Origin of the sequence: Microbacterium sp. CFH 31415 (assembly GCF_022538185.1) — a bacterium.
In the GTDB taxonomy this organism is placed as follows: domain Bacteria; phylum Actinomycetota; class Actinomycetes; order Actinomycetales; family Microbacteriaceae; genus Microbacterium.
This window is the reverse complement of sequence record NZ_JAKYXC010000007.1, coordinates 16,041-34,091: the sequence shown is the minus strand read 5'-3', so window position 1 is coordinate 34,091 and position 18,051 is coordinate 16,041. Positions and strand designations below refer to the sequence as shown.

The window sequence follows — 18,051 nt, the reverse complement described above, 5'->3', positions numbered from 1 at the left end:
CGTCAAGCCCCTCCCCGCGCAGGCGGATGGTTCCTACCGTCGATGTCATGGAAAGGAGCGCAGCGATGACCGACACGAACACCGACACCCAGACCGACCCGCGCGACAAGCACCCGGAGGGCGATTTCCCCGCCCAGGAGCAGGAGCAGCCGGGCCTCACCGACGAGACGCGCCCCGAACCCGACCACGGCGAGGACTCCTATGTCGGCGGCGATCGTCTGAAGGGTCGCAAGGCGCTCATCACGGGCGGTGATTCGGGCATCGGCCGGGCTGTCGCGATCGCGTTCGCGCGCGAAGGGGCTGACGTGGCCATCGTCCACATGCCGGAGGAGCAGAAGGACGCCGACACGACGATCGCGCTCGTGAAGGATGCCGGGCGCACCGGCGCCGCTTTCGCCGGCGACATCCGCGACGAGGGCTTCGCGACGTCGATCGTCGATGATGCGGTGAAGGCGCTCGGCGGGCTGGACATCGTGGTGCTCAACGCGGCATACCAGAAGGATCGTGACAGCCTCGAGACGCTCGAGACCGCGGAGTTCGACCGCGTCTTCCGCACCAACCTGTACGGCATGCTCTACACCGCACGCCAGGCCGTGCCGCAGCTGACGGCGGGCAGCTCGATCATCGTGACGTCGTCGGTGCAGGCGTTCAATCCCTCGCCCGGGCTCATCGACTACGCGATGACCAAAGCGGCTCAGGTCGCGTTCGTCAAGGCGCTCGCCGAAGAGCTCGGTGAGAAGGGCATCCGTGTGAACGCGGTGGCGCCCGGTCCGATCTGGACCCCCCTGATTCCCGCGACGGGATGGGACGCCGAGCGCATCGCCACCTTCGGCACCGATACGCCGCTCGGCCGGCCGGGCCAGCCCGCCGAACTCGCCGGCGCCTACGTCTACCTCGCCTCCGAGGCCGCGTCGTACGTGTCGGGAGCCGTGCTCCCGGTCACCGGAGGCAAGCCGCTGTGATCGGCCGCCGCTCTCGAGAGGCTCGTCGCACGGCGACGAGCCTCTCGCGAGCGGCACGAGCTGCACTCGCGGTCGCCCTCGCCGCGAGTGTCACGACGCTCACGGGGTGCGGACTCGAGATCCCGAGCGACCCCGACGGCACGCTCGACCGCATCACCGGCGGCCAACTGCGAGTCGGCGCCTCCCCGAGCGGAGACCTCGTCGTCGTGGACGGCACCGACGTCGACGGGGCGCTCGCCGACCTCATCGAGGGCTTCGCGCGCGAGCACGATGCGACCGTGGAGTGGTCGGTGGACAGCGAGGAGGACCTCGTCGCCGACCTGGAGGAAGGATCCCTCGATCTCGCGATCGGAGGCATCACCGCCGCGACGCCGTGGGCGGATCGCGTGTCGGTGACCCGCGGGTATCCGGGCATCCCCGGTTCCGGTGACGCCGACGTGGCCGTGCTGCTGCCGCTCGGCGAGAACGGTCTGCAGGCGGCCCTGGAGACGTACCTCGACCGGGAGGTGTCGCGATGAGGTCGATGGGCCGCACCGATCTTCCCGCCGAGCAGCAGGAGGCGCTGCGCAAGGCCATTCGCTGGGAGTGGTTCACGATCGGCTACACGATCGTCACGATCGCGATCATCGCGCTCGTCGTCGGCGGATCTCAGGCGATGAAGACCGCCTGGATCGAGGACATGCTGTCGCTCATCCCGCAGATCTCGTTCCTCGTCGCACTCCTCGTCATCCGCCGACGACCGACGCGGAAGTATCCGTACGGCCTGCACCGCGCGATGGGCGTCGGGCACCTGGTCGCCGGCGTCGCCCTCCTGGCCGTCGGCGGCAATCTCGCCGTCGAGGCGCTCCTCGGCCTCGTCCGGCAGGAGCACCCCGCGATCGGCACCGTCCGGGTGTTCGGCCAGACGGTGTGGCTCGGGTGGTTCATGGTGGGCGCGATGGCGCTCATCACCGTCGGGCCCTTCATCTACGGCCCGGCGAAGGCCAAGCTCGCTCCGGTCCTCCACAACAAGGTGCTCTACACCGATGCCGACATGGCGAAGGCCGACTGGACGACCACGGTCGCCGCGATCGTCGGTGTGCTCGGCATCGGCATCGGCCTCTGGTGGCTCGACGGCGTGGCCGCACTGTTCATCTCGGTCGGCATCGTTCACGACGGCTGGCGGAACTCCAAGTCCGCCGTGCTCGATCTGATCGACCAGCGCGCACGTACGCACGACGACGAGGGGCGGCATCCGCTCCACGGACGTATCGTGGCGGCGCTGGAGACCCAGCCGTGGGTGCGCGACGCGGCGGTGCGCATCCGCGACATGGGCCAGGTGTTCCACGTCGAGGCGTTCGTGGTCCCGAACCGGGCGAAGGTCTCGCTCGCGCGCATCGAGGCGGCGCGCAGCGCTCTCGCCGACCTCGACTGGAAGATGCAGGACGTCGTGGTGATCCCCGTGACCGAGTTGCCCGACGAGGCGTCGCGCGGCGACGCCGACGAGGCAGCCGCCGATACGTCTCCGCCTGCTAGGCGGAGACCAGCGAGCTGAGGGTCTCGGGCGAGAGCGCGTGCTCGATCGCGAGCACGCTCGCCCCGAGCACGCCCGCGTTCTGGGCGGCCGCAGACTGCACGATCGACAGGTGCTCGGTCGCCAGGGGGATCGACCGGGTGTAGACGACCTCGCGCACACCTGCGATGAGGTGCTCGCCGACGCGGGCCATCGACCCGCCGATCGCGATCACCGACGGGTTCACGAGGCTCACGCAGGTCGTCAGCACCTCGCCGATGTCGCGGCCGGCCTGGCGCACGGCCTGGATGGCGTCGATGTTGCCGCGCTTGACGAGGTCGATGACGTCGTTGCCGTTCTCAGCCGGCACGCCCTGGGCGCGCAGGGCGCGGGCGATCGCGGGGCCGGACGCCAATGCCTCGAGGCAGCCCTGGTTTCCGCAGTGGCACGGCACGCCCGCCCCGCGGGCCACGCGCACATGCCCGATGTCGCCCGCGATGCCCTGGGCACCGCGCTGCAGCGCGCCGCCTGAGATGACGCCCGCGCCGATGCCGGTTGCGACCTTCACGAACATGAGGTGCTCGACGCCGGGGTAGGCGGCCGCGCGCTCGCCGAGCGCCATGATGTTCACGTCGTTGTCGACGAGGACAGGCACATCGAGGTGCTGCTGAACCCAGCCGGGCACGTCGAAGCGGTCCCAGCCCGGCATGATGGGCGGGTTCACCGGCTGCCCGGTCGAGTGCTCGACGGGCCCGGGGATGCCGACGCCGATGGCGGCGACGTCGTCGGTCGAGCGGCCGATGCGCTCGAGCAGCGCCACGGCGTTGTCGACGAGCCACGTGAGCACCGGCACCGGGCCGAGCGAGACGTCGAGGGGCTCGCCGTGCTCGGCGACGATGCTGCCCGCGAGGTCGGTCACCGCGAGCGTGGCGTGCGAGGCGCCGATGTCGGCGGCGAGCACGAGACGGGCGCTGGGGTTCAGAGCGAACTGCGAGGGTGGGCGACCACCGGTCGACACCGACTCGGCGATCGGTGTGATGAGGCCCATCCGCATGAGCTCGTCGACCCGCGCTGCGATGGTCGAGCGCGCGAGACCGGTCGACTTCGCCAGCTCGGCACGCGTGCGAGGGACACCATCGCGCAGAAGCTGGAAGAGCTGACTGACCCCCGACACGTTCGGGGCCGTTTCGATGCTCATTTTCGCCACATTCCAGTTTATCGGCGGCCGAGAAGGCGCCGAAGTCCGATGACTTTCAACGGGATGCCGCGGCCCGGCGCGACGCGATCGTCCGAAGTGGACGGCGCCGGGCCGCGGCATCCGCTCAGGTCGCTCGTCCGGTCGGCTTCGCGAACCGCTGCTGCAGCAGCACGGCGACGACGATGATGATGCCCTTCACGACGGCCTGCGCAGACGAGTTCAGGTTGTTCTGCACGAACACGTTCGTCAGGGTCGCGAAGATGAGCACGCCGAAGACGGTGCCGGTGATGGTTCCTCGTCCGCCCACGAGGAGGGTGCCGCCGACGACGACGGCTGCGATGGCGTCGAGCTCGAGGAGCGTGCCGTGCGTCGAGGTGCCGGCGGTGGTGCGCCCGAGGTACATCACGGCGGCGATGCCGGCGCACAGGCCCGCGATGGCGTACAGCCACATGGTGTGCCGCTTGACGTTGATGCCCGCGAGGCGCGCGGCCTCGCGGTTGCCGCCGATGGCGACGGTGCGACGGCCGAACGTGGTGCGGTTGAGGATGACCCAGCCGAGAGCGGCCACGATCGCGAAGATCCAGATCAGCATGTCGACGCCGATGAGGTCGGCGTTGAGGAAGTTGATGAGGTCGCGGTCGCCGACCTGCAGCGTGCGCCGCTCGGCGAGGATCTCGGCGAGACCGCGTGCCGCCACCAGCATCGCGAGGGTCGCCATGAAGGCGACCACCTTGCCGTAGGCGATGATGATGCCGTTGATGAGACCCGCGCCCAGGCCGACCAGCAGCGCGAGCAGGATCATCAGCACCCAGTGGATCTGATCGGCGAGGTCCTGCACGGCGGCGAGAGTCGCCACGACGGACGCGAGACCGATCACCGACCCGACCGACAGGTCGATGCCGCCCGAGATGATCACCAAGGTCATGCCGATGCTGACCACGCCGATGATCGACGCCTGGCGCAGGATCGTCAGCGTGTTGCTCACCGTCAGGAAGGTGTCGGGCGCGGTGGCGGCGCCGACGATGATGAGCACCAGAAGGGCGGCGACGAGGCCGAGGTTGCGGCCCACCGAGCCGGACAGGATGCGCTGGAGGGCCGACTTGTCGGACTTCTCGGGTGCTCCGGCGGGAGGCGGTGCCTCGCTCGACGTCGGCACGGCGTCGGTGCCGAGCGGCCGTGCTTGCGCGCCGGGGGTGCGGGGCGGAGCCCCATTGAGTTCTGCGGACTCGCTCACGCGGCGGTTCCTTTCATGACGAGATCGAGCACACCGTGCTCGTCGATCTGGGAGGCGGGAAGGGTCTGGAGCACGCGGCCCTCGGCGATCACCAGGACGGTGTCGGCGAGGCCGAGCACCTCCTCGATCTCGCTCGAGACGATCACCACGGCGTTGCCGGCTGCGGCGAGGCGCCGGATCAGGGTGTAGATCTCGGCCCGGGCGCCGACGTCGACGCCGCGGGTGGGCTCATCGAGCAGCAGCACGCGCGTGCCGTGCACAAGCCAGCGGGCGAGCAGGATCTTCTGCTGATTGCCGCCCGACAGAGTCATCGCCGCGCGGTCGGGGTCGGCAGGCCGCAGCTCCAGCGCGTCGATCTGCTCGCGCGTGATCCTGCGCTCGCTGCGCTCATCGAGGAAGCCGGCCTTGGCGAAGCGCGACATCGACGAGAGCGTGACGTTCACGAAGATCGGCTCGTCGAGCACCAGTCCCTGGCTCTTGCGCTCCTCGGGGGAGAGCCCGACGCCGGCGCGGACGGCGTGCACCACCGAGCCGCGGCGGAGCGTCTTGCCTCCCACGGCGACCGAGCCCGACGTGGCGCGGCGGGCGCCGTACACCGTCTCGAGGATCTCGGACCGGCCCGAGCCGACGAGCCCGGCCAGGCCGACGACCTCTCCGGCGCGCACCGTGAAGGACACGTCGTCGAAGAGGCCCGTCACCCCCAATCCGCGAACGTCGAGCACCGTCGGCGCGTCGTCGGGCACGGGGACGGCGGGCGGGAAGACGTTGGCGATCTCGCGCCCCGTCATCAGGCGGATGAGCTCGGAGGTGGGGGTCTCGGAGACCGGCAGCCCGACCGCGGTGGTGCGACCGTCCTTCAGCACCGTGATGCGGTCGCCGATCTGGCGGATCTCTTCGAGCCGGTGCGTGATGTAGACCACGGCGATGCCCTCGGACGTCAGCTCCTTCACGACATGGAAGAGGTTCTTGACCTCTTCGGTGTCGAGCACGGCGGACGGCTCGTCCATGATGATCAGCTTGATGTCGTGCGACAGCGCGCGCGCCATGCTCACGATCTGCTTGTTGGCGGCACTGAGGCTGCCCACTTCAGTGTGCGGCGAGAGCCCCGGGTGCCCGAGTCGGCGCAGCAGCTCCCGGGTCTGCTTCGCCGCCTCGGAGCGCTTCGTGAACCCCCCGCGTGCGAGCTCGTGCCCCAGGAAGATGTTCTCGGCGATCGTGAGCCCGTCGACGACATCGAGCTCCTGGTACATCGTCGCGATGCCCAGTTCGATCGCGGACTCCGGATTCGGGATCTCGACGGAAGCGCCGAGCCACGAGATCTCGCCGTCGTCGGGCCGGTGCACACCCGCGAGGACCTTGATGAGGGTCGACTTGCCGGCGCCGTTCTGGCCGAGGATGCAGTGGACCTCTCCCGGACGGACCTTGAGGTCGACCCCGCGGAGCGCGCGGACACCGGCGAAGGACTTCGTCACGCCTCGGACGTCGAGTAATGCCGATTCATGGTCAACTTTGATCACTCGCAGAACATAACACGTCGACCGGCTCGTTGCCGAGACCTGAATGGGAAAGCGTCTGACCGCTAGCGGAGATCGACGAGTGGATGAATGGGCTGATCTTCTGCTGATCACAGCACCTTCACGCACTTCTGCCGGTTGAAAAACAAAAGATGCCAATCGAGTTCGCACTTCTGCTACGGTGTGATTCGTCAGCGTGGACTCCTCGAGTGCGGGCAGCTTCCCCCTCGGCCCACGCTGTGAAGCTGCATCACATTTCAAGGAGGAAACAATGCGCTCACACCTGAAGGCGCGCACCCGGCTGGTGCTGACCGGCACCGCGGTCGTCGCAGCCATCGGTCTTCTCGCGGGCTGCACGGGCGGCGGAGCCGACGAGGACGACGTCGTCGACCAGGGCACCACGACCGAGGAGAACGCCGAGTCGGGCGACACTGTCGTCATCGGCTTCTCGGGGCCCGCCGCCGACCACGGCTGGCTCGGCGCCATCAACTCGGGCGCGCAGGCCGCGGCCGACAGCTTCGACGACGTCGAGCTGCGTGTGGCGGAGGGGACCAACGACCCGATCGCGCAGATCGCCGCCGTCGAGACTTTCGTCAACGACGGAGTCGACGCCATCGTGCTGCTGCCCACCGACGGTGCGGCGCTCACCGAAGCGGCGATCGCAGCGATGGAGGCGGGCATCCCGGTCATCAACGTCGACCGCGAGTTCTCGAGCCCGTTCGCCGCACGCACCACGATCCTCGGCGACAACTACGGCATGGGCGTCAGCGCCGGCACCTACATCTGCGAGCAGCTCGGCGGAGAAGGCTTCGTCGCCGAGATCGCCGGCATCGACTCGCTGCCGCTGACCCAGGACCGCTCGCAGGGCTTCGCCGACGCCCTCGAGGACTGCGGTCTGCAGGTCGACGCCCGCGTCGCGGCCGACTTCACGGTGGCCGGCGGTGAGGCCGCGGCCTCGCAGCTGCTCTCGGCCAACCCGCAGATCGACGCCATCTGGAACCACGATGACGATCAGGGCATCGGCGTGCTCGCCGCGATCGACGCCGCGGGCCGCGACGAGTTCTTCATGATGGGCGGCGCCGGCAGCCGCTCGGCGATGGAGGCCATCGAAGCCGACGACACGGTGCTCAAGGCGACGGTCATCTACCCGTCGACGCAGGCCGCCGACGGCATCGCGCTCGCGCGCCTGGTCGCCCAGCAGAAGACGCTCGGCGACATCATCACCCCCAGCGTGCCGAACCGCATCGTGCTCGACGCGCCCGTCGTCACGAAGGACAACGTCGACGAGTTCATCGACCTCTCCTTCGAGTAAGCCAGACGACCGATCCGCGGGGCGCCCGCCTGCCGGCGGGCGCTCCGCGCCTCACCTCCCGAGAGAGGACACCGCGTTGACTGAGACGCTCCGCATCGCCATGATCGGCCACGGCTTCATGGGCGCCGCACACTCACAGGGCTGGCGCGTCGCCCCCCGTTTCTTCGATCTTCCGCTCGAGCCCGAGATGACCGTCGTCGTGGGCCGCAATGCGGCCACGGTCGAGGCATCCGCCCGCAAATGGGGCTGGGCCGAGTCCGCCACCGACTGGCGCGAGGTCATCGCCCGCGACGACATCGACGTCGTCGACGTGGTGACCCCGGGCAACACGCACGCCGAGATCGCCATCGCGGCGCTCGAAGCCGGCAAGCACGTCCTGTGCGAGAAGCCGCTCGCCAATTCCGTCGCCGAGGCCGAGGCGATGGCCGCAGCCGCCACCGCGGCGGCGGCTCGCGGCATCCGCTCGATGGTCGGCTTCACCTACCGGCGGGTTCCGGCGACCACGTTCGCCCGCGACCTCGTCGCCGCCGGACGCATCGGCGAGATCCGCCAGGTGCGCGCGGAGTACCTGCAGGACTGGCTCATGGATCCCGAGGGGCCGATGACGTGGCGCCTCGACAAGGACCTCGCCGGTTCGGGTGCGCTGGGCGACATCGGCGCCCACGCCATCGACCTCACCGAGTACATCACCGGACAGCGGGTGACCTCGGTGTCGGGCATCCTCGAGACGCTGGTATCGGAGCGTCCGCTGCTCGGCGAGGGGATCGGCCTGTCGGGAACGGCCTCGGCCGAGCGCGGCACGGTCACCGTCGACGACGTCGCACTGTTCACCGGTCGCCTGGAGTCCGGTGCGCTCGCCTCGTTCGAGGCGACCCGCTTCCGCACGGGGCGCAAGAACGCCCTGCGCATCGAGATCTCGGGCTCGAAGGGGGCGATCGCGTTCGACCTCGAGCGTCTCAACGAGCTCGAGTTCTACGACGCGACGCTGCCCGAGACCGGTCTCGGATTCCAGCGCATCCTCGTCACCGAGCACGATCACCCCTACCTCGCCCCCTGGTGGCCGACCGGTCATATGCTCGGCTACGAGCACGGCTTCTCGCACCAGGTGTACGACTTCGTCACCGCGATCGACGAAGGAACGCAGCCGCGGCCGTCGTTCGACGACGGACTGCACGTCCAGCGCGTGCTCGATGCGGTCGAGCGCAGCTCGGCGGCCGGGAGCGCCTGGGTTCGCGCCGACGACTGAACCCCAACACCGAGAACCGGAGGAACCGCAATGTCGCGACCGATCACCTTGTTCACAGGCCAGTGGGCCGATCTTCCCTTCGAGGAGGTCGCGCGGCTGGCCGGCGAGTGGGGCTATGACGGCCTCGAGATCGCCTGCTGGGGCGATCACCTCGACCCGTGGCGATGGGATGACGACGCCTACGTGCAGTCGCGCCTCGACATCCTCGAGCGCAACGGGCTCAAGGTCTGGGCGATCTCGAACCACCTCAAGGGTCAGGCGGTGTGCGACGACCCGATCGACCAGCGCCACCGCGACATCCTGTCCGACCGTGTGTGGGGCGACGGCGATCCGGAGGGCGTGCGTCAGCGCGCGGCCGAGGAGATGAAGAACACCGCACGCATCGCCGCGAAACTGGGCGTGAAGACCGTCGTGGGGTTCACGGGGTCGTCGATCTGGAAGTACGTGGCGATGTTCCCGCCGGTCTCGCAGGAGGCCGTCGATGCGGGCTACCAGGACTTCGCCGACCGCTGGAACCCCATCCTCGACGTGTTCGACGAGGTCGGCGTGCGTTTCGCTCACGAGGTGCATCCGTCCGAGATCGCCTACGACTACTGGACGACGGTGCGCACGCTCGAGGCGATCGGCCATCGTGAGGCGTTCGGGCTCAACTGGGACCCGTCGCATTTCATCTGGCAGCAGCTCAACCCGGTCGACTTCATCCTCGAATTCGCCGACCGGATCTACCACGTCGACTGCAAGGACGTGAAGCTCAACCTCGGCAACGGCCGCAACGGGAGGCTCGGATCCCACCTCGCGTGGGCAGACCTGCGCCGTGGCTGGGACTTCGTGTCGACCGGCCGGGGCGACGTGCCCTGGGAAGCGGCCTTCCGCGCCCTGAACCAGATCGGGTATGACGGTCCGATCTCGGTCGAGTGGGAGGACGCCGGCATGGACCGGCTCATCGGCGCCCCGGAGGCGCTCGAGTTCGTCACGCGCAACGCGTTCGCCGCTCCCGAGGCGGCGTTCGACGCGGCTTTCAGCAGCCGCTGACACCCGTCATCGGGGGGGGGGGGGGGGGGGCCGCCCCCCCCCCCCCCCCCCCCCCGCTGTCCGGATCGGGCGGCGCCGACGGCGCCGGGATAGGGTTTCAGCATGGCGACGACACCTCCCGGCTGGTACGACGACGGACATGGTGCGCTGCGCTGGTGGGACGGTGCGCAGTGGACCGAGCACGTCGCGGAGCCGGACCCCGAGACGGCCGACGGCAACGTCGCGCCGACCGAGGCCGAGATCGTCGCCGCAGCCGAAGCCGAGTCCGAGCGGGAGGCGGCGGAGGTCGATGCCGCGACGGCGCTGGGCTTCGGCATCCCGCCCGTCGGAGCCTCGCCCGAGTACCCGGCAGCCGCCACGCAGCAGACCCCGTACCCCGGCGCGCATCCGGGGGCCGAGGCCAACGGCGGCGCGTTCACCGCGGCGACCGAGCCGCGCAAGTCGAACCTGTGGATCCTGTGGGTCGTGCTGGGCGTCGTGATGCTCGGGATCGTCATCGCCGCGGCCGTCGTGATCCCGCTCATCTTCCTCAGCCTCACCACGAGTTCGCAGCAGTCCGTCGCACCGTCGGGATCCGACGAAGAGGCCGCCGTCGCCGCGGTCGAGCTCTACGACGAGGCCTGGCAGACCGGGGATTGCGACGCCTACACCGAGGCGACCACCGAGGAGTTCCGTGCGGCCACGTCCTTCGCGGACTGCGCCGCGTTCACCGAGCGCGCGGCCGGATTCGCGGCCTCTCTTGAAGACTACGAGCTGACGGTGACGGGCATCGCGACCGGCGCCGACGCGATCCTGATCTCGACGACGGAGACGTTCGACGCCCTGCTCGACGAGGCCGGCGAGCCCCTCGCCGAGCCGCAGGCCCAGCGGGCCCAGTACGAGTACACGGTCGTGCCGGTCGACGGAGGCTGGGCCATCGACGACCTCGACGATCTCGCCGACTGAGCGTGGCCGAGAGCTCCACCGCGCGCCCGAGAAGTGCGCGCTCCATCCTCACGTGCATCGGCATCGGGCTGCTCGCGGGCCTGCTGTCGGGGCTGTTCGGCGTCGGCGGCGGTACGGTCATCGTCCCGCTGCTGGTGCTCACCCTCGGCTTCGACCAGCGCCTCGCCGCTGGAACGTCGCTCGCCGCGATCGTGCCCACGGCCACCGTGGGCGTGATCTCCTACGCCATCCACGATTCGGTCGCCTGGATCCCGGCGCTTCTGCTCGCCGCCGGTGCCGTCGTCGGCGCGCAGATCGGCACCTGGCTGCTGCCGCGGCTGTCGCAGACCATCCTGCGCTGGGCGTTCGTCGGTTTCCTCGTGCTCGTGATCGTGAGCCTCTTCCTCGTCGTGCCCTCCCGCGAGGCGGAGCTCGCGCTGACCCTGCCGTCGGGCGCCGGGCTCGTCGCGCTGGGCGTCGTGACCGGCATCACGGCGGGCCTGATCGGCGTGGGCGGCGGCATCATCGTCGTGCCCGCGCTCATGATGCTCTTCGGCACGAGCGACCTCGTGGCGAAGGGCACGTCGCTGCTCATGATGATCCCGACGGCCGTCTCGGGCACGATCGGGAACGTGCGACGCCGCTACGTCGATCTTGTCGCCGCCACGATCATCGGCGTCGCCGCATGCACGACGACCGCGCTCGGCGCGTGGATCGCCACGGTGCTCGACCCGTTCACGGGCAACATCCTCTTCGCCGCCTTCCTGGTCGTGATCGCCGTGCAGATGGCGCTGCGGGCCATCCGGGGCCGGCGGACATAGAGCCCGGCGAGTGCGGAGGGGCTGCTCGGTAGGATGGCCTGGTGCCAGTGAACCCCGAGATCGTCGGCCGGGAATTCCCCCCGACGGCCCCCTACCTCGTCGGTCGCGAGAAGGTGCGCGAGTTCGCCCGCGCCGTCTTCGCCACCGACCCGCAGCACACCGACCCGGCGGCCGCGCAGGCGCTGGGGTATCCCGACGTGGTGGCGCCGCCGACCTTCGCGATGGTCGTGCAGGATCTCACGCTGCAGCAGCTGCTCGCCGAGCCCGACTCGGGCATCGTGCTGCAGAACGTGCTGCACGCCGAGCAGCGCTTCCGCTACTCGCGGCACATCGTCGCCGGCGACGAGCTGACGGCGCGCCTGACGGTCACCGGCATCCGCGCGCTCGGCGGCAACGCCATGGTCACGAGCGACGCCGAGATCACCGACGCCGAGGGGGGTCACGTCGTCACCGCGACCTCGGTCCTGCTCGTGGGGGAGGGAGACCAGTGAGCGCCGCCCTGCAGGTCGCCGTGGGCGACATCGTCGCCGAGCGCACCGTCCACCTGACCCGGGATTCCCTCGTGCGCTATGCCGGGGCATCCGGTGATTTCAACCCGATCCACTACCGCGACGACATCGCCGCCTCGGTCGGGCTTCCCGGCGTGCTGGCCCATGGCATGCTGACGATGGGCCTCGCCGTCGAGACGATCGTGCCGTGGCTCGGCGACGCCGGTCGCATCCTCGAGTACGGCGTCCGCTTCACACGCCCCGTCGTGGTCGACCGTGACGCCGGTGCCGAGGTCACGATCGTCGCGAAGGCCGGTGCCGTCGACGACGACACCGCGCGCATCGACCTGACGGTGACGTTCGACGGGACGACCGTGCTGGGCAAGGCGCAGGTGCGCGTCCGCACCGCATGACCGAGGTCACTCCCGTACCGCTCTCCGAGCTGACGACGCTGCGCACCGGCGGCGCGCCGGCGCGGATGTTCGAGGCGTCCACGCCCGACGAGCTCGTCGCCGTGCTCCGCGACGTGTGGGCCGACGGCAAGCCGTGGTTCGTGCTGGGCGGCGGATCGAACCTGTTCGTCGGCGACGAGCCCTACGACGGCACCGTCGTGCGCATCCTCACGCGGGGCATCGAGCGACTCCCCTCGCCCCGGCCGGGCTTCACGCGGCTGCGCGTGCAGGCCGGGCACGACTGGGACGCCCTGGTCGGACACGCGGTGGCCGAGGGCCTTGCCGGCATCGAAGCGATGTCGGGCATCCCCGGCTCGGTCGGCGCGGCGCCGGTTCAGAACATCGGCGCGTACGGCCAGGAGATCGTGCAGACGCTCGTCGAGGTCGACCTGATCGACGAGGCCACCGGCGACGTGTCGACCGTGCCGGCGTCGGATCTCGGTCTCGGCTTCCGCACGTCGGTGCTCAAGCACCACTACGGTTCCGTGCCGGAGCGGCGCGCCGTGATCCTGTCGGTGACGCTCGAGCTGGTGGAGGTCGGCCACGACGAGCGGCCCATCCCCGGTGAGCAGCTCCGCACCGCCCTCGGACTCGGGCCCGCCGACGCGGTGTCGGTCGCGTGGGTGCGCGATCACGTCCTCACCACGCGCGCGCGCAAGGGCATGGTGCTCGACGCCGACGACCCCGACACGTACAGCGCCGGGTCGTTCTTCCAGAACGCGATCGTGTCTCCCTCGTTCGCCCGCACCCTTCCGCCGGAGTGCCCGCGCTGGCCGGTCGCGCCCGACATCGACGCCGTTGTCGTCATCCCGCTCGCGACGTACGACGGGTATGTGCCGCCGACGGAGACCGTGGAGTCCGACGTCAAGGTGAGCGCGGCCTGGCTCATCGAGCACAGCGGTCTGCGCAAGGGGTTCAAGCTGCCGCGCTCGCGCGCGGCGCTGTCGAGCAAGCACGCCCTCGCCCTGACCAATCGCGGAGGCGCGCGGGCGGCGGAGCTCGCCGAGCTCGCCCGCTACATCCAGGGGCGGGTCCAGGCCGAGTTCGGGCTGCTGCTCCAGCCAGAGCCCGTCCTCGTCGGCGTCGAGCTCTAGCGCGGCTCAGCGGCGAGTCGCTCGACGTGCTCCGCCGGCGCAGCGCGGGGGGCTAGTTGCCGGTTCGGGTGGGCTCGACGGCCGCATACGCACCATGGGTGGCAACCCGTCGGGCTCAGGCGGCGCTTCAGGCGCGATTCAGGTCGGATGGGACACGATGGATCCATGCGCGTGCTGGTGGTCGACGACGAAGTGCGTCTGGCCGACGGTCTGCGTCGTGGTCTCGAGGCGGAGGGCTTCTCCGTGGACGTCGCGCACAACGGCGTGGACGGCCTGTGGCTCGCGCGCGAGAACGAGTACGCGGTGATCCTGCTCGACGTCATGCTGCCGGGCATGAGCGGCTACTCCGTGTGCCGTGCGCTGCGTGACGAGGAGAACTGGACGCCGGTGATCATGCTCACAGCCAAGGACGGGGTGTGGGATCAGGTCGAGGGCCTCGACACCGGCGCCGACGACTATCTGACGAAGCCCTTCTCGTTCGCGGTGCTGCTGGCCCGGCTGCGCGCTCTCACTCGCCGCGGATCGACGCCCCGGCCCGTCGTCCTCACCGTCGGCGATCTCGCGCTCGACCCCGTAACACGCGACGTGTCGCGCGGCGGCACGCGCGTCGAACTGACCAGCCGGGAGTTCGCCGTGCTGTCGTTCCTCATGCGCCGCGCCGGCGAGGTCGTCTCGAAGGCGCAGATCATCGAGGCGGTGTGGGACTTCTCGTTCGACGGCGACCCGAACATCGTCGAGGTCTACATCGGGCATCTGCGGGCCAAGGTCGACCGCCCTTTCGGCCGCGCATCCATCCGCACCGTCCGCGGGGCGGGCTACAGGATCGACGCCGATGGCTGAGCCGCGACGCCGGCTCGGCATCCGGGCGCGGATCACGTCGGTCGCCGTCGCGGTGGTCGCCGTCGCGCTCATCGCCGGCGCGGTCGGCTTCTGGCTGACGCTGCGCACCTCGCTGCTTCGTCAGCTCGAGGTCGCCGCGGTGCAGGATGCCACGGCGTGGGCCGAGCAGGTCGACGACGCCGGGGTCGGCTCCCTCCCCGACGTCGACGACGACCGGTTCTGGCAGGTGCTGGACCGCGACAGCGGAGCCGTCGTGGCGGCCGGCGATGTCGTCGAGGACCTCGGACCGCTCGCCGATCGGAACGGGGCGCTCGCGGGTGCGATCGACATCCCCGGCGCGGGCGTGTTCGTCGTCGCCGCCGACCGCGATGGCGGCGACTGGGTCGTCGTCGCCGGTCGCAGCACCGCGGAGTCCGATGCGACGCTGGCGTCGGTGGCGGGGCTCCTGGCAGTGTCGGTGCCGATCATCGTGCTGGTCGTCGGAGTCACCACCTGGATCGCGGTGGGGCGTGCGCTGGCGCCCGTCGATCGCCTCCGCCGCCAGGTGGACGCCGTGACGGCCAGCGACCTCTCGCGCCGGGTCGACGACCCGCACACCACCGACGAGGTCGGCCGTCTCGCACGGACCATGAACGGCATGCTCGCTCGGCTCGAGACCGCTCAGCACAGTCAGCGGCGTTTCATCTCGGATGCCTCGCACGAGCTCAAGTCGCCCCTCGCGGTGCTGCGGCAGTATGCCGAGGTCGCGCTCGCCCACCCCGAACGCGTCTCGCCGCGACTGCTCGCCGACACGGTGCTCGGCGAAGGCGCGCGGCTGGAGCGGCTGGTGCAGGGGATGCTGGTGCTCGCGAAGGCCGACGAGAATGCGCTCGTCCTCGACGCGGTCGAGGTCGACCTCGACGACGTGCTCGTCGCGGAGGCGCAGCGCGTGCGCGCCACCACCGCCGTCGAGGTCGACGGGTCGGGCATCCGTCCGGTCCGTGCGCGCGCCGACGCCGGGCTCGTCGCGCAGGCGGTCCGCAACCTCGTCGACAACGCCGTCCGGCACGCCTCGGGCCGCATCACGCTGTCGACCGAGCTGGCCGACGGGATGGCTGCGGTCTCGGTCGAGGACGACGGCCCTGGCGTACCGCCCGCCGAGCGGGAGCGCGTGTGGGAGCGGTTCGTGCGGCTCGACGAAGCGAGGTCGCGGGATGCCGGCGGCAGCGGCCTCGGGCTGGCGATCGTGGCGGAGATCGCGCGGGCGCACGGCGGGAGTGTGCGGCTCGACGACGCCGCGCTCGGCGGCGCGCGGTTCACGCTGAGCCTGCCGGTGTGATCTTCGCCGGCTTCAGGCTGGCTTCAGCATCCATTCGCGAAGGTGAAGTCCTACCCAGGAGGACACCATGCGAAAGAGCGCCATCATCATCACGTCCGCGGCGGTCGTCGCCTCGCTGGCCGGCGGCGCAGCGGCGTTCGCCGCGAACGCCGCGCCGCGGGCGACACTCGCCACCACCAGCGCGGCGACGCCCAGCGCGACCCCCGACACCGACTCCCTCCGGGGCGCGACCCCGGGCAGCGGATCCGTCGGCGTGACATCGGGCGACCCGGCCGATCTCGACGCCGCCATCGCGGCCGCTCTCGAAGAGACCGGCCCCGGAACGGTCGTCGACGCCGACATCGACGACGACCCGACCCACGCTTACGAGATCGACATCCTCCTCGACGCCGGCGGTTTCGTCGAGGTCATGCTCGACGCCGAGTTCGGCATCGTCTCCGTCATGTCCGATGACGGCTCCTCCGACGACGGCTCCTCCGGCGACGGCTCCTCCGACGACGGCTCATCGGACGACGCGTCGGGCGAGTCGACGGGCGACGACCTTCCGGTCACGGACGAGGCGGTCCGCACGAAGGCGGCCGACGCGGCACTCGCCGAGGTCGGCACCGGAACCGTCACCAGCGTCGAATTCAGCGACGACGCCGACGACGCCGACCACGTCTACGAAGTCGAGATCGACCTCGGCAACGGCGAGGACGCCGACGTCGAGCTCGACGCGGACTTCGCCGTCGTGAAGGTCGACTGACTCTCCCCAGAGAATCCCCCAGAATCGCCTGCCGCCCCCCGATGCGGCGGGCGGTTCGAGGTCTGAGGACCTCCCGGGCAGCGGGGTGCGGTGACTCGGCCTACGAGGCGAAGAGCTGCTGCAGGCGCTGGACGCCCTCGAGCAGGGCATCGTCGCCGAGCGCGTACGACAGCCGGAGGTAGCCGCTCGGGCCGAACGCCTCACCCGGAACGACGGCCACTTCGGCCTCTTCGAGGATGAGATCGGCGAGCTCGAGCGTCGTGGTCGGGGTCTTGCCCCGCCACTCGCGGCCGAGCAGTCCGCGCACGTCAGGGTAGACGTAGAACGCCCCGAGCGGGTTCGGCACGGTGACGCCCTCGATCTTCGACAGCTCGGCGACGATCAGGCGGCGGCGGCGGTCGAACGCGAGGCGCATCTGCTCCGCCTCGTCCTGCGGCCCCGACAGCGCCGCGAGCGCCGCGCGCTGCGCGATGTTGTTGACGTTGCTGCACAGGTGCGACTGGAGGTTCGCCGCGACCTTGATGGCGTCCTTCGGCCCGACCATCCAGCCGAGACGCCAGCCGGTCATCGCGTAGGTCTTGGCCACGCCGTTCACGAGGATCGTCTGGGCCGCGGCATCCGGAACCGCCTCGACGATCGAGACGGCGCGCACGCCTTCGTAAACGAGGTTCTGGTAGATCTCGTCGGTGATGATCCAGATGCCGTTCTCGACGGCCCACTCGCCGATCGCCCGGGTCTCTTCGGGCGTGTAGACCGAGCCGGTCGGGTTCGAGGGCGACACGAAGACGAGCGCCGTCGTCCTGTCGGTACGGGCAGCCTCGAGCTGGTCGACCGTGACCTTGTAGTCCTGCTCGGCGGGCGCGAAGACCTCGACGGGAACGCCGTCGGCGAGGGCGATCGCCTCGGGATAGGTCGTCCAGTAGGGAGCGGGCAGCAGCACCTCGTCACCCGGGTTCACCACGGCCTGGAAGGCCTGATACACGGCCTGCTTGCCGCCGTTGGTGACGATGATCTGCGACGGGTCGACGTCGAGAGCCGAGTCGCGCAGCGTCTTGGCCGCGATCGCCTCACGCAGCACGGGAAGGCCGACGGCGGGCGTGTAGCGGTAGTTCGCGGGGTCGTGCAGCGCCGCGGCGGCGGCGTCGACGATGAACTGCGGGGTGGCGAAGTCCGGTTCGCCCGCGGCGTACGAGATCACGGGCCGGCCGGCGGCCTGCAGTGCTTTCGCCTTCGCGTCGACCTTGAGGGTCGCGGACTCGGCGATGGCGGAGAGCTTGCGGGAGAGCGGGGCGCGGTCTGTCACGCCTACGAGCGTAGTGCGAGCCGGCGTTCCGCACTGTCCGGAATCGGTGGGCCGCACGACAGTCCGTGGACCGTAT

Annotated in this window: 18 protein-coding genes; 14 read left to right on the top strand and 4 right to left on the bottom strand. The window is 70.3% G+C overall.

All coding sequences use genetic code 11. From position 1 onward, the window contains the following. Nucleotides 1–65: 65 nt before the first annotated feature. Genes MK786_RS09520 through MK786_RS09510 form a run of 3 tightly spaced genes read left to right on the top strand, consistent with a single transcriptional unit; the run spans nt 66 to nt 2,496 of the window. Nucleotides 66–962, top strand: a complete 897-nt coding sequence (locus MK786_RS09520; protein WP_241111995.1) for an SDR family oxidoreductase — start codon at nt 66–68, stop codon at nt 960–962. Continuing rightward, entirely contained in the window at nt 959–1,480 is a 522-nt protein-coding gene (locus MK786_RS09515) for a hypothetical protein (protein ID WP_241111994.1), read from the top strand. The genes MK786_RS09520 and MK786_RS09515 overlap by 4 nt, the downstream gene beginning before the upstream one ends. Then, nucleotides 1,477–2,496 carry a cation diffusion facilitator family transporter gene (locus MK786_RS09510; RefSeq protein ID WP_241111993.1) on the top strand — a complete coding sequence of 340 codons (1,020 nt, stop codon included), beginning with the start codon at nt 1,477–1,479 and terminating at the stop codon, nt 2,494–2,496. Before MK786_RS09515 ends, MK786_RS09510 begins: the two co-directional genes overlap by 4 nt. Here MK786_RS09510 and MK786_RS09505 read toward each other — a convergent pair. The 3 genes from MK786_RS09505 to MK786_RS09495 all read right to left on the bottom strand — a co-directional run bounded on the left by MK786_RS09505 (nt 2,474) and on the right by MK786_RS09495 (nt 6,358). Next, nucleotides 2,474–3,652 carry an ROK family transcriptional regulator gene (locus MK786_RS09505; protein ID WP_241111992.1) on the bottom strand — a complete coding sequence of 393 codons (1,179 nt, stop codon included), beginning with the start codon at nt 3,650–3,652 and terminating at the stop codon, nt 2,474–2,476. The genes MK786_RS09510 and MK786_RS09505 overlap by 23 nt on opposite strands. A gap of 124 nt (nt 3,653–3,776) precedes the next feature. Then, a complete protein-coding gene (locus MK786_RS09500) occupies nt 3,777–4,808 on the bottom strand; it encodes an ABC transporter permease (RefSeq protein ID WP_374200464.1) in 1,032 nt (343 codons plus the stop codon). Between the two features lie 74 nt (nt 4,809–4,882). After that, complete coding sequence (locus MK786_RS09495; RefSeq protein ID WP_241111991.1) at nt 4,883–6,358, bottom strand: sugar ABC transporter ATP-binding protein; 1,476 nt, start codon at nt 6,356–6,358, stop codon at nt 4,883–4,885. 313 nt (nt 6,359–6,671) lie between these two features. Here MK786_RS09495 and MK786_RS09490 point away from each other — a divergent pair, with 313 nt between their 5' ends. The 11 genes from MK786_RS09490 to MK786_RS09440 all read left to right on the top strand — a co-directional run bounded on the left by MK786_RS09490 (nt 6,672) and on the right by MK786_RS09440 (nt 16,672). Further along, nucleotides 6,672–7,712 (top strand): substrate-binding domain-containing protein, encoded by a 1,041-nt coding sequence (locus MK786_RS09490; protein WP_241111990.1) that lies wholly within the window; start codon nt 6,672–6,674, stop codon nt 7,710–7,712. 100 nt (nt 7,713–7,812) lie between these two features. Next, nucleotides 7,813–8,958 (top strand): Gfo/Idh/MocA family protein, encoded by a 1,146-nt coding sequence (locus tag MK786_RS09485; RefSeq protein WP_241112064.1) that lies wholly within the window; start codon nt 7,813–7,815, stop codon nt 8,956–8,958. 30 nt (nt 8,959–8,988) lie between these two features. Then, nucleotides 8,989–9,990 (top strand): sugar phosphate isomerase/epimerase, encoded by a 1,002-nt coding sequence (locus tag MK786_RS09480; protein WP_241111989.1) that lies wholly within the window; start codon nt 8,989–8,991, stop codon nt 9,988–9,990. Nucleotides 9,991–10,092: 102 nt separating this feature from the next. After that, nucleotides 10,093–10,935, top strand: coding sequence for a DUF2510 domain-containing protein (locus MK786_RS09475; protein ID WP_241111988.1), 843 nt, complete (start codon nt 10,093–10,095; stop codon nt 10,933–10,935). Beyond that, a complete protein-coding gene (locus MK786_RS09470; protein ID WP_241112063.1) occupies nt 10,932–11,735 on the top strand; it encodes a sulfite exporter TauE/SafE family protein in 804 nt (267 codons plus the stop codon). The genes MK786_RS09475 and MK786_RS09470 overlap by 4 nt, the downstream gene beginning before the upstream one ends. A 47-nt stretch (nt 11,736–11,782) precedes the next feature. Then, the gene (locus MK786_RS09465) at nt 11,783–12,226 is read left to right on the top strand and encodes a MaoC family dehydratase N-terminal domain-containing protein (protein ID WP_374200463.1); all 444 of its coding nucleotides are present in this window, start codon (nt 11,783–11,785) and stop codon (nt 12,224–12,226) included. After that, entirely contained in the window at nt 12,223–12,636 is a 414-nt protein-coding gene (locus MK786_RS09460; protein WP_241111986.1) for a MaoC/PaaZ C-terminal domain-containing protein, read from the top strand. Before MK786_RS09465 ends, MK786_RS09460 begins: the two co-directional genes overlap by 4 nt. Then, nucleotides 12,633–13,769 carry a UDP-N-acetylmuramate dehydrogenase gene (locus MK786_RS09455; RefSeq protein WP_241111985.1) on the top strand — a complete coding sequence of 379 codons (1,137 nt, stop codon included), beginning with the start codon at nt 12,633–12,635 and terminating at the stop codon, nt 13,767–13,769. Before MK786_RS09460 ends, MK786_RS09455 begins: the two co-directional genes overlap by 4 nt. A gap of 165 nt (nt 13,770–13,934) precedes the next feature. Then, a complete protein-coding gene (locus MK786_RS09450) occupies nt 13,935–14,609 on the top strand; it encodes a response regulator transcription factor (protein ID WP_241111984.1) in 675 nt (224 codons plus the stop codon). Further along, nucleotides 14,602–15,927 (top strand): ATP-binding protein, encoded by a 1,326-nt coding sequence (locus MK786_RS09445; protein WP_241111983.1) that lies wholly within the window; start codon nt 14,602–14,604, stop codon nt 15,925–15,927. Before MK786_RS09450 ends, MK786_RS09445 begins: the two co-directional genes overlap by 8 nt. A 67-nt stretch (nt 15,928–15,994) precedes the next feature. Next, entirely contained in the window at nt 15,995–16,672 is a 678-nt protein-coding gene (locus MK786_RS09440; RefSeq protein WP_241111982.1) for a PepSY domain-containing protein, read from the top strand. 100 nt (nt 16,673–16,772) lie between these two features. On the opposite strand, the gene MK786_RS09435 is transcribed toward MK786_RS09440, so the two are convergent. Then, nucleotides 16,773–17,975, bottom strand: a complete 1,203-nt coding sequence (locus tag MK786_RS09435) for a pyridoxal phosphate-dependent aminotransferase (protein WP_241111981.1) — start codon at nt 17,973–17,975, stop codon at nt 16,773–16,775. Nucleotides 17,976–18,051: the final 76 nt, after the last annotated feature.

Bases quoted from the DNA above. Each gene is read 5' to 3' on its own strand.
- MK786_RS09520 (WP_241111995.1), top strand. From the start codon at position 66: ATGACCGACACGAACACCGACACCCAGACCGACCCGCGCGACAAGCAC.
- MK786_RS09510 (WP_241111993.1), top strand. From the start codon at position 1,477: ATGAGGTCGATGGGCCGCACCGATCTTCCCGCCGAGCAGCAGGAGGCG.
- MK786_RS09505 (WP_241111992.1), bottom strand. From the start codon at position 3,652: ATGAGCATCGAAACGGCCCCGAACGTGTCGGGGGTCAGTCAGCTCTTC.
- MK786_RS09490 (WP_241111990.1), top strand. From the start codon at position 6,672: ATGCGCTCACACCTGAAGGCGCGCACCCGGCTGGTGCTGACCGGCACC.
- MK786_RS09485 (WP_241112064.1), top strand. From the start codon at position 7,813: ATGATCGGCCACGGCTTCATGGGCGCCGCACACTCACAGGGCTGGCGC.
- MK786_RS09480 (WP_241111989.1), top strand. From the start codon at position 8,989: ATGTCGCGACCGATCACCTTGTTCACAGGCCAGTGGGCCGATCTTCCC.
- MK786_RS09475 (WP_241111988.1), top strand. From the start codon at position 10,093: ATGGCGACGACACCTCCCGGCTGGTACGACGACGGACATGGTGCGCTG.
- MK786_RS09455 (WP_241111985.1), top strand. From the start codon at position 12,633: ATGACCGAGGTCACTCCCGTACCGCTCTCCGAGCTGACGACGCTGCGC.
- MK786_RS09450 (WP_241111984.1), top strand. From the start codon at position 13,935: ATGCGCGTGCTGGTGGTCGACGACGAAGTGCGTCTGGCCGACGGTCTG.
- MK786_RS09445 (WP_241111983.1), top strand. From the start codon at position 14,602: ATGGCTGAGCCGCGACGCCGGCTCGGCATCCGGGCGCGGATCACGTCG.
- MK786_RS09440 (WP_241111982.1), top strand. From the start codon at position 15,995: ATGCGAAAGAGCGCCATCATCATCACGTCCGCGGCGGTCGTCGCCTCG.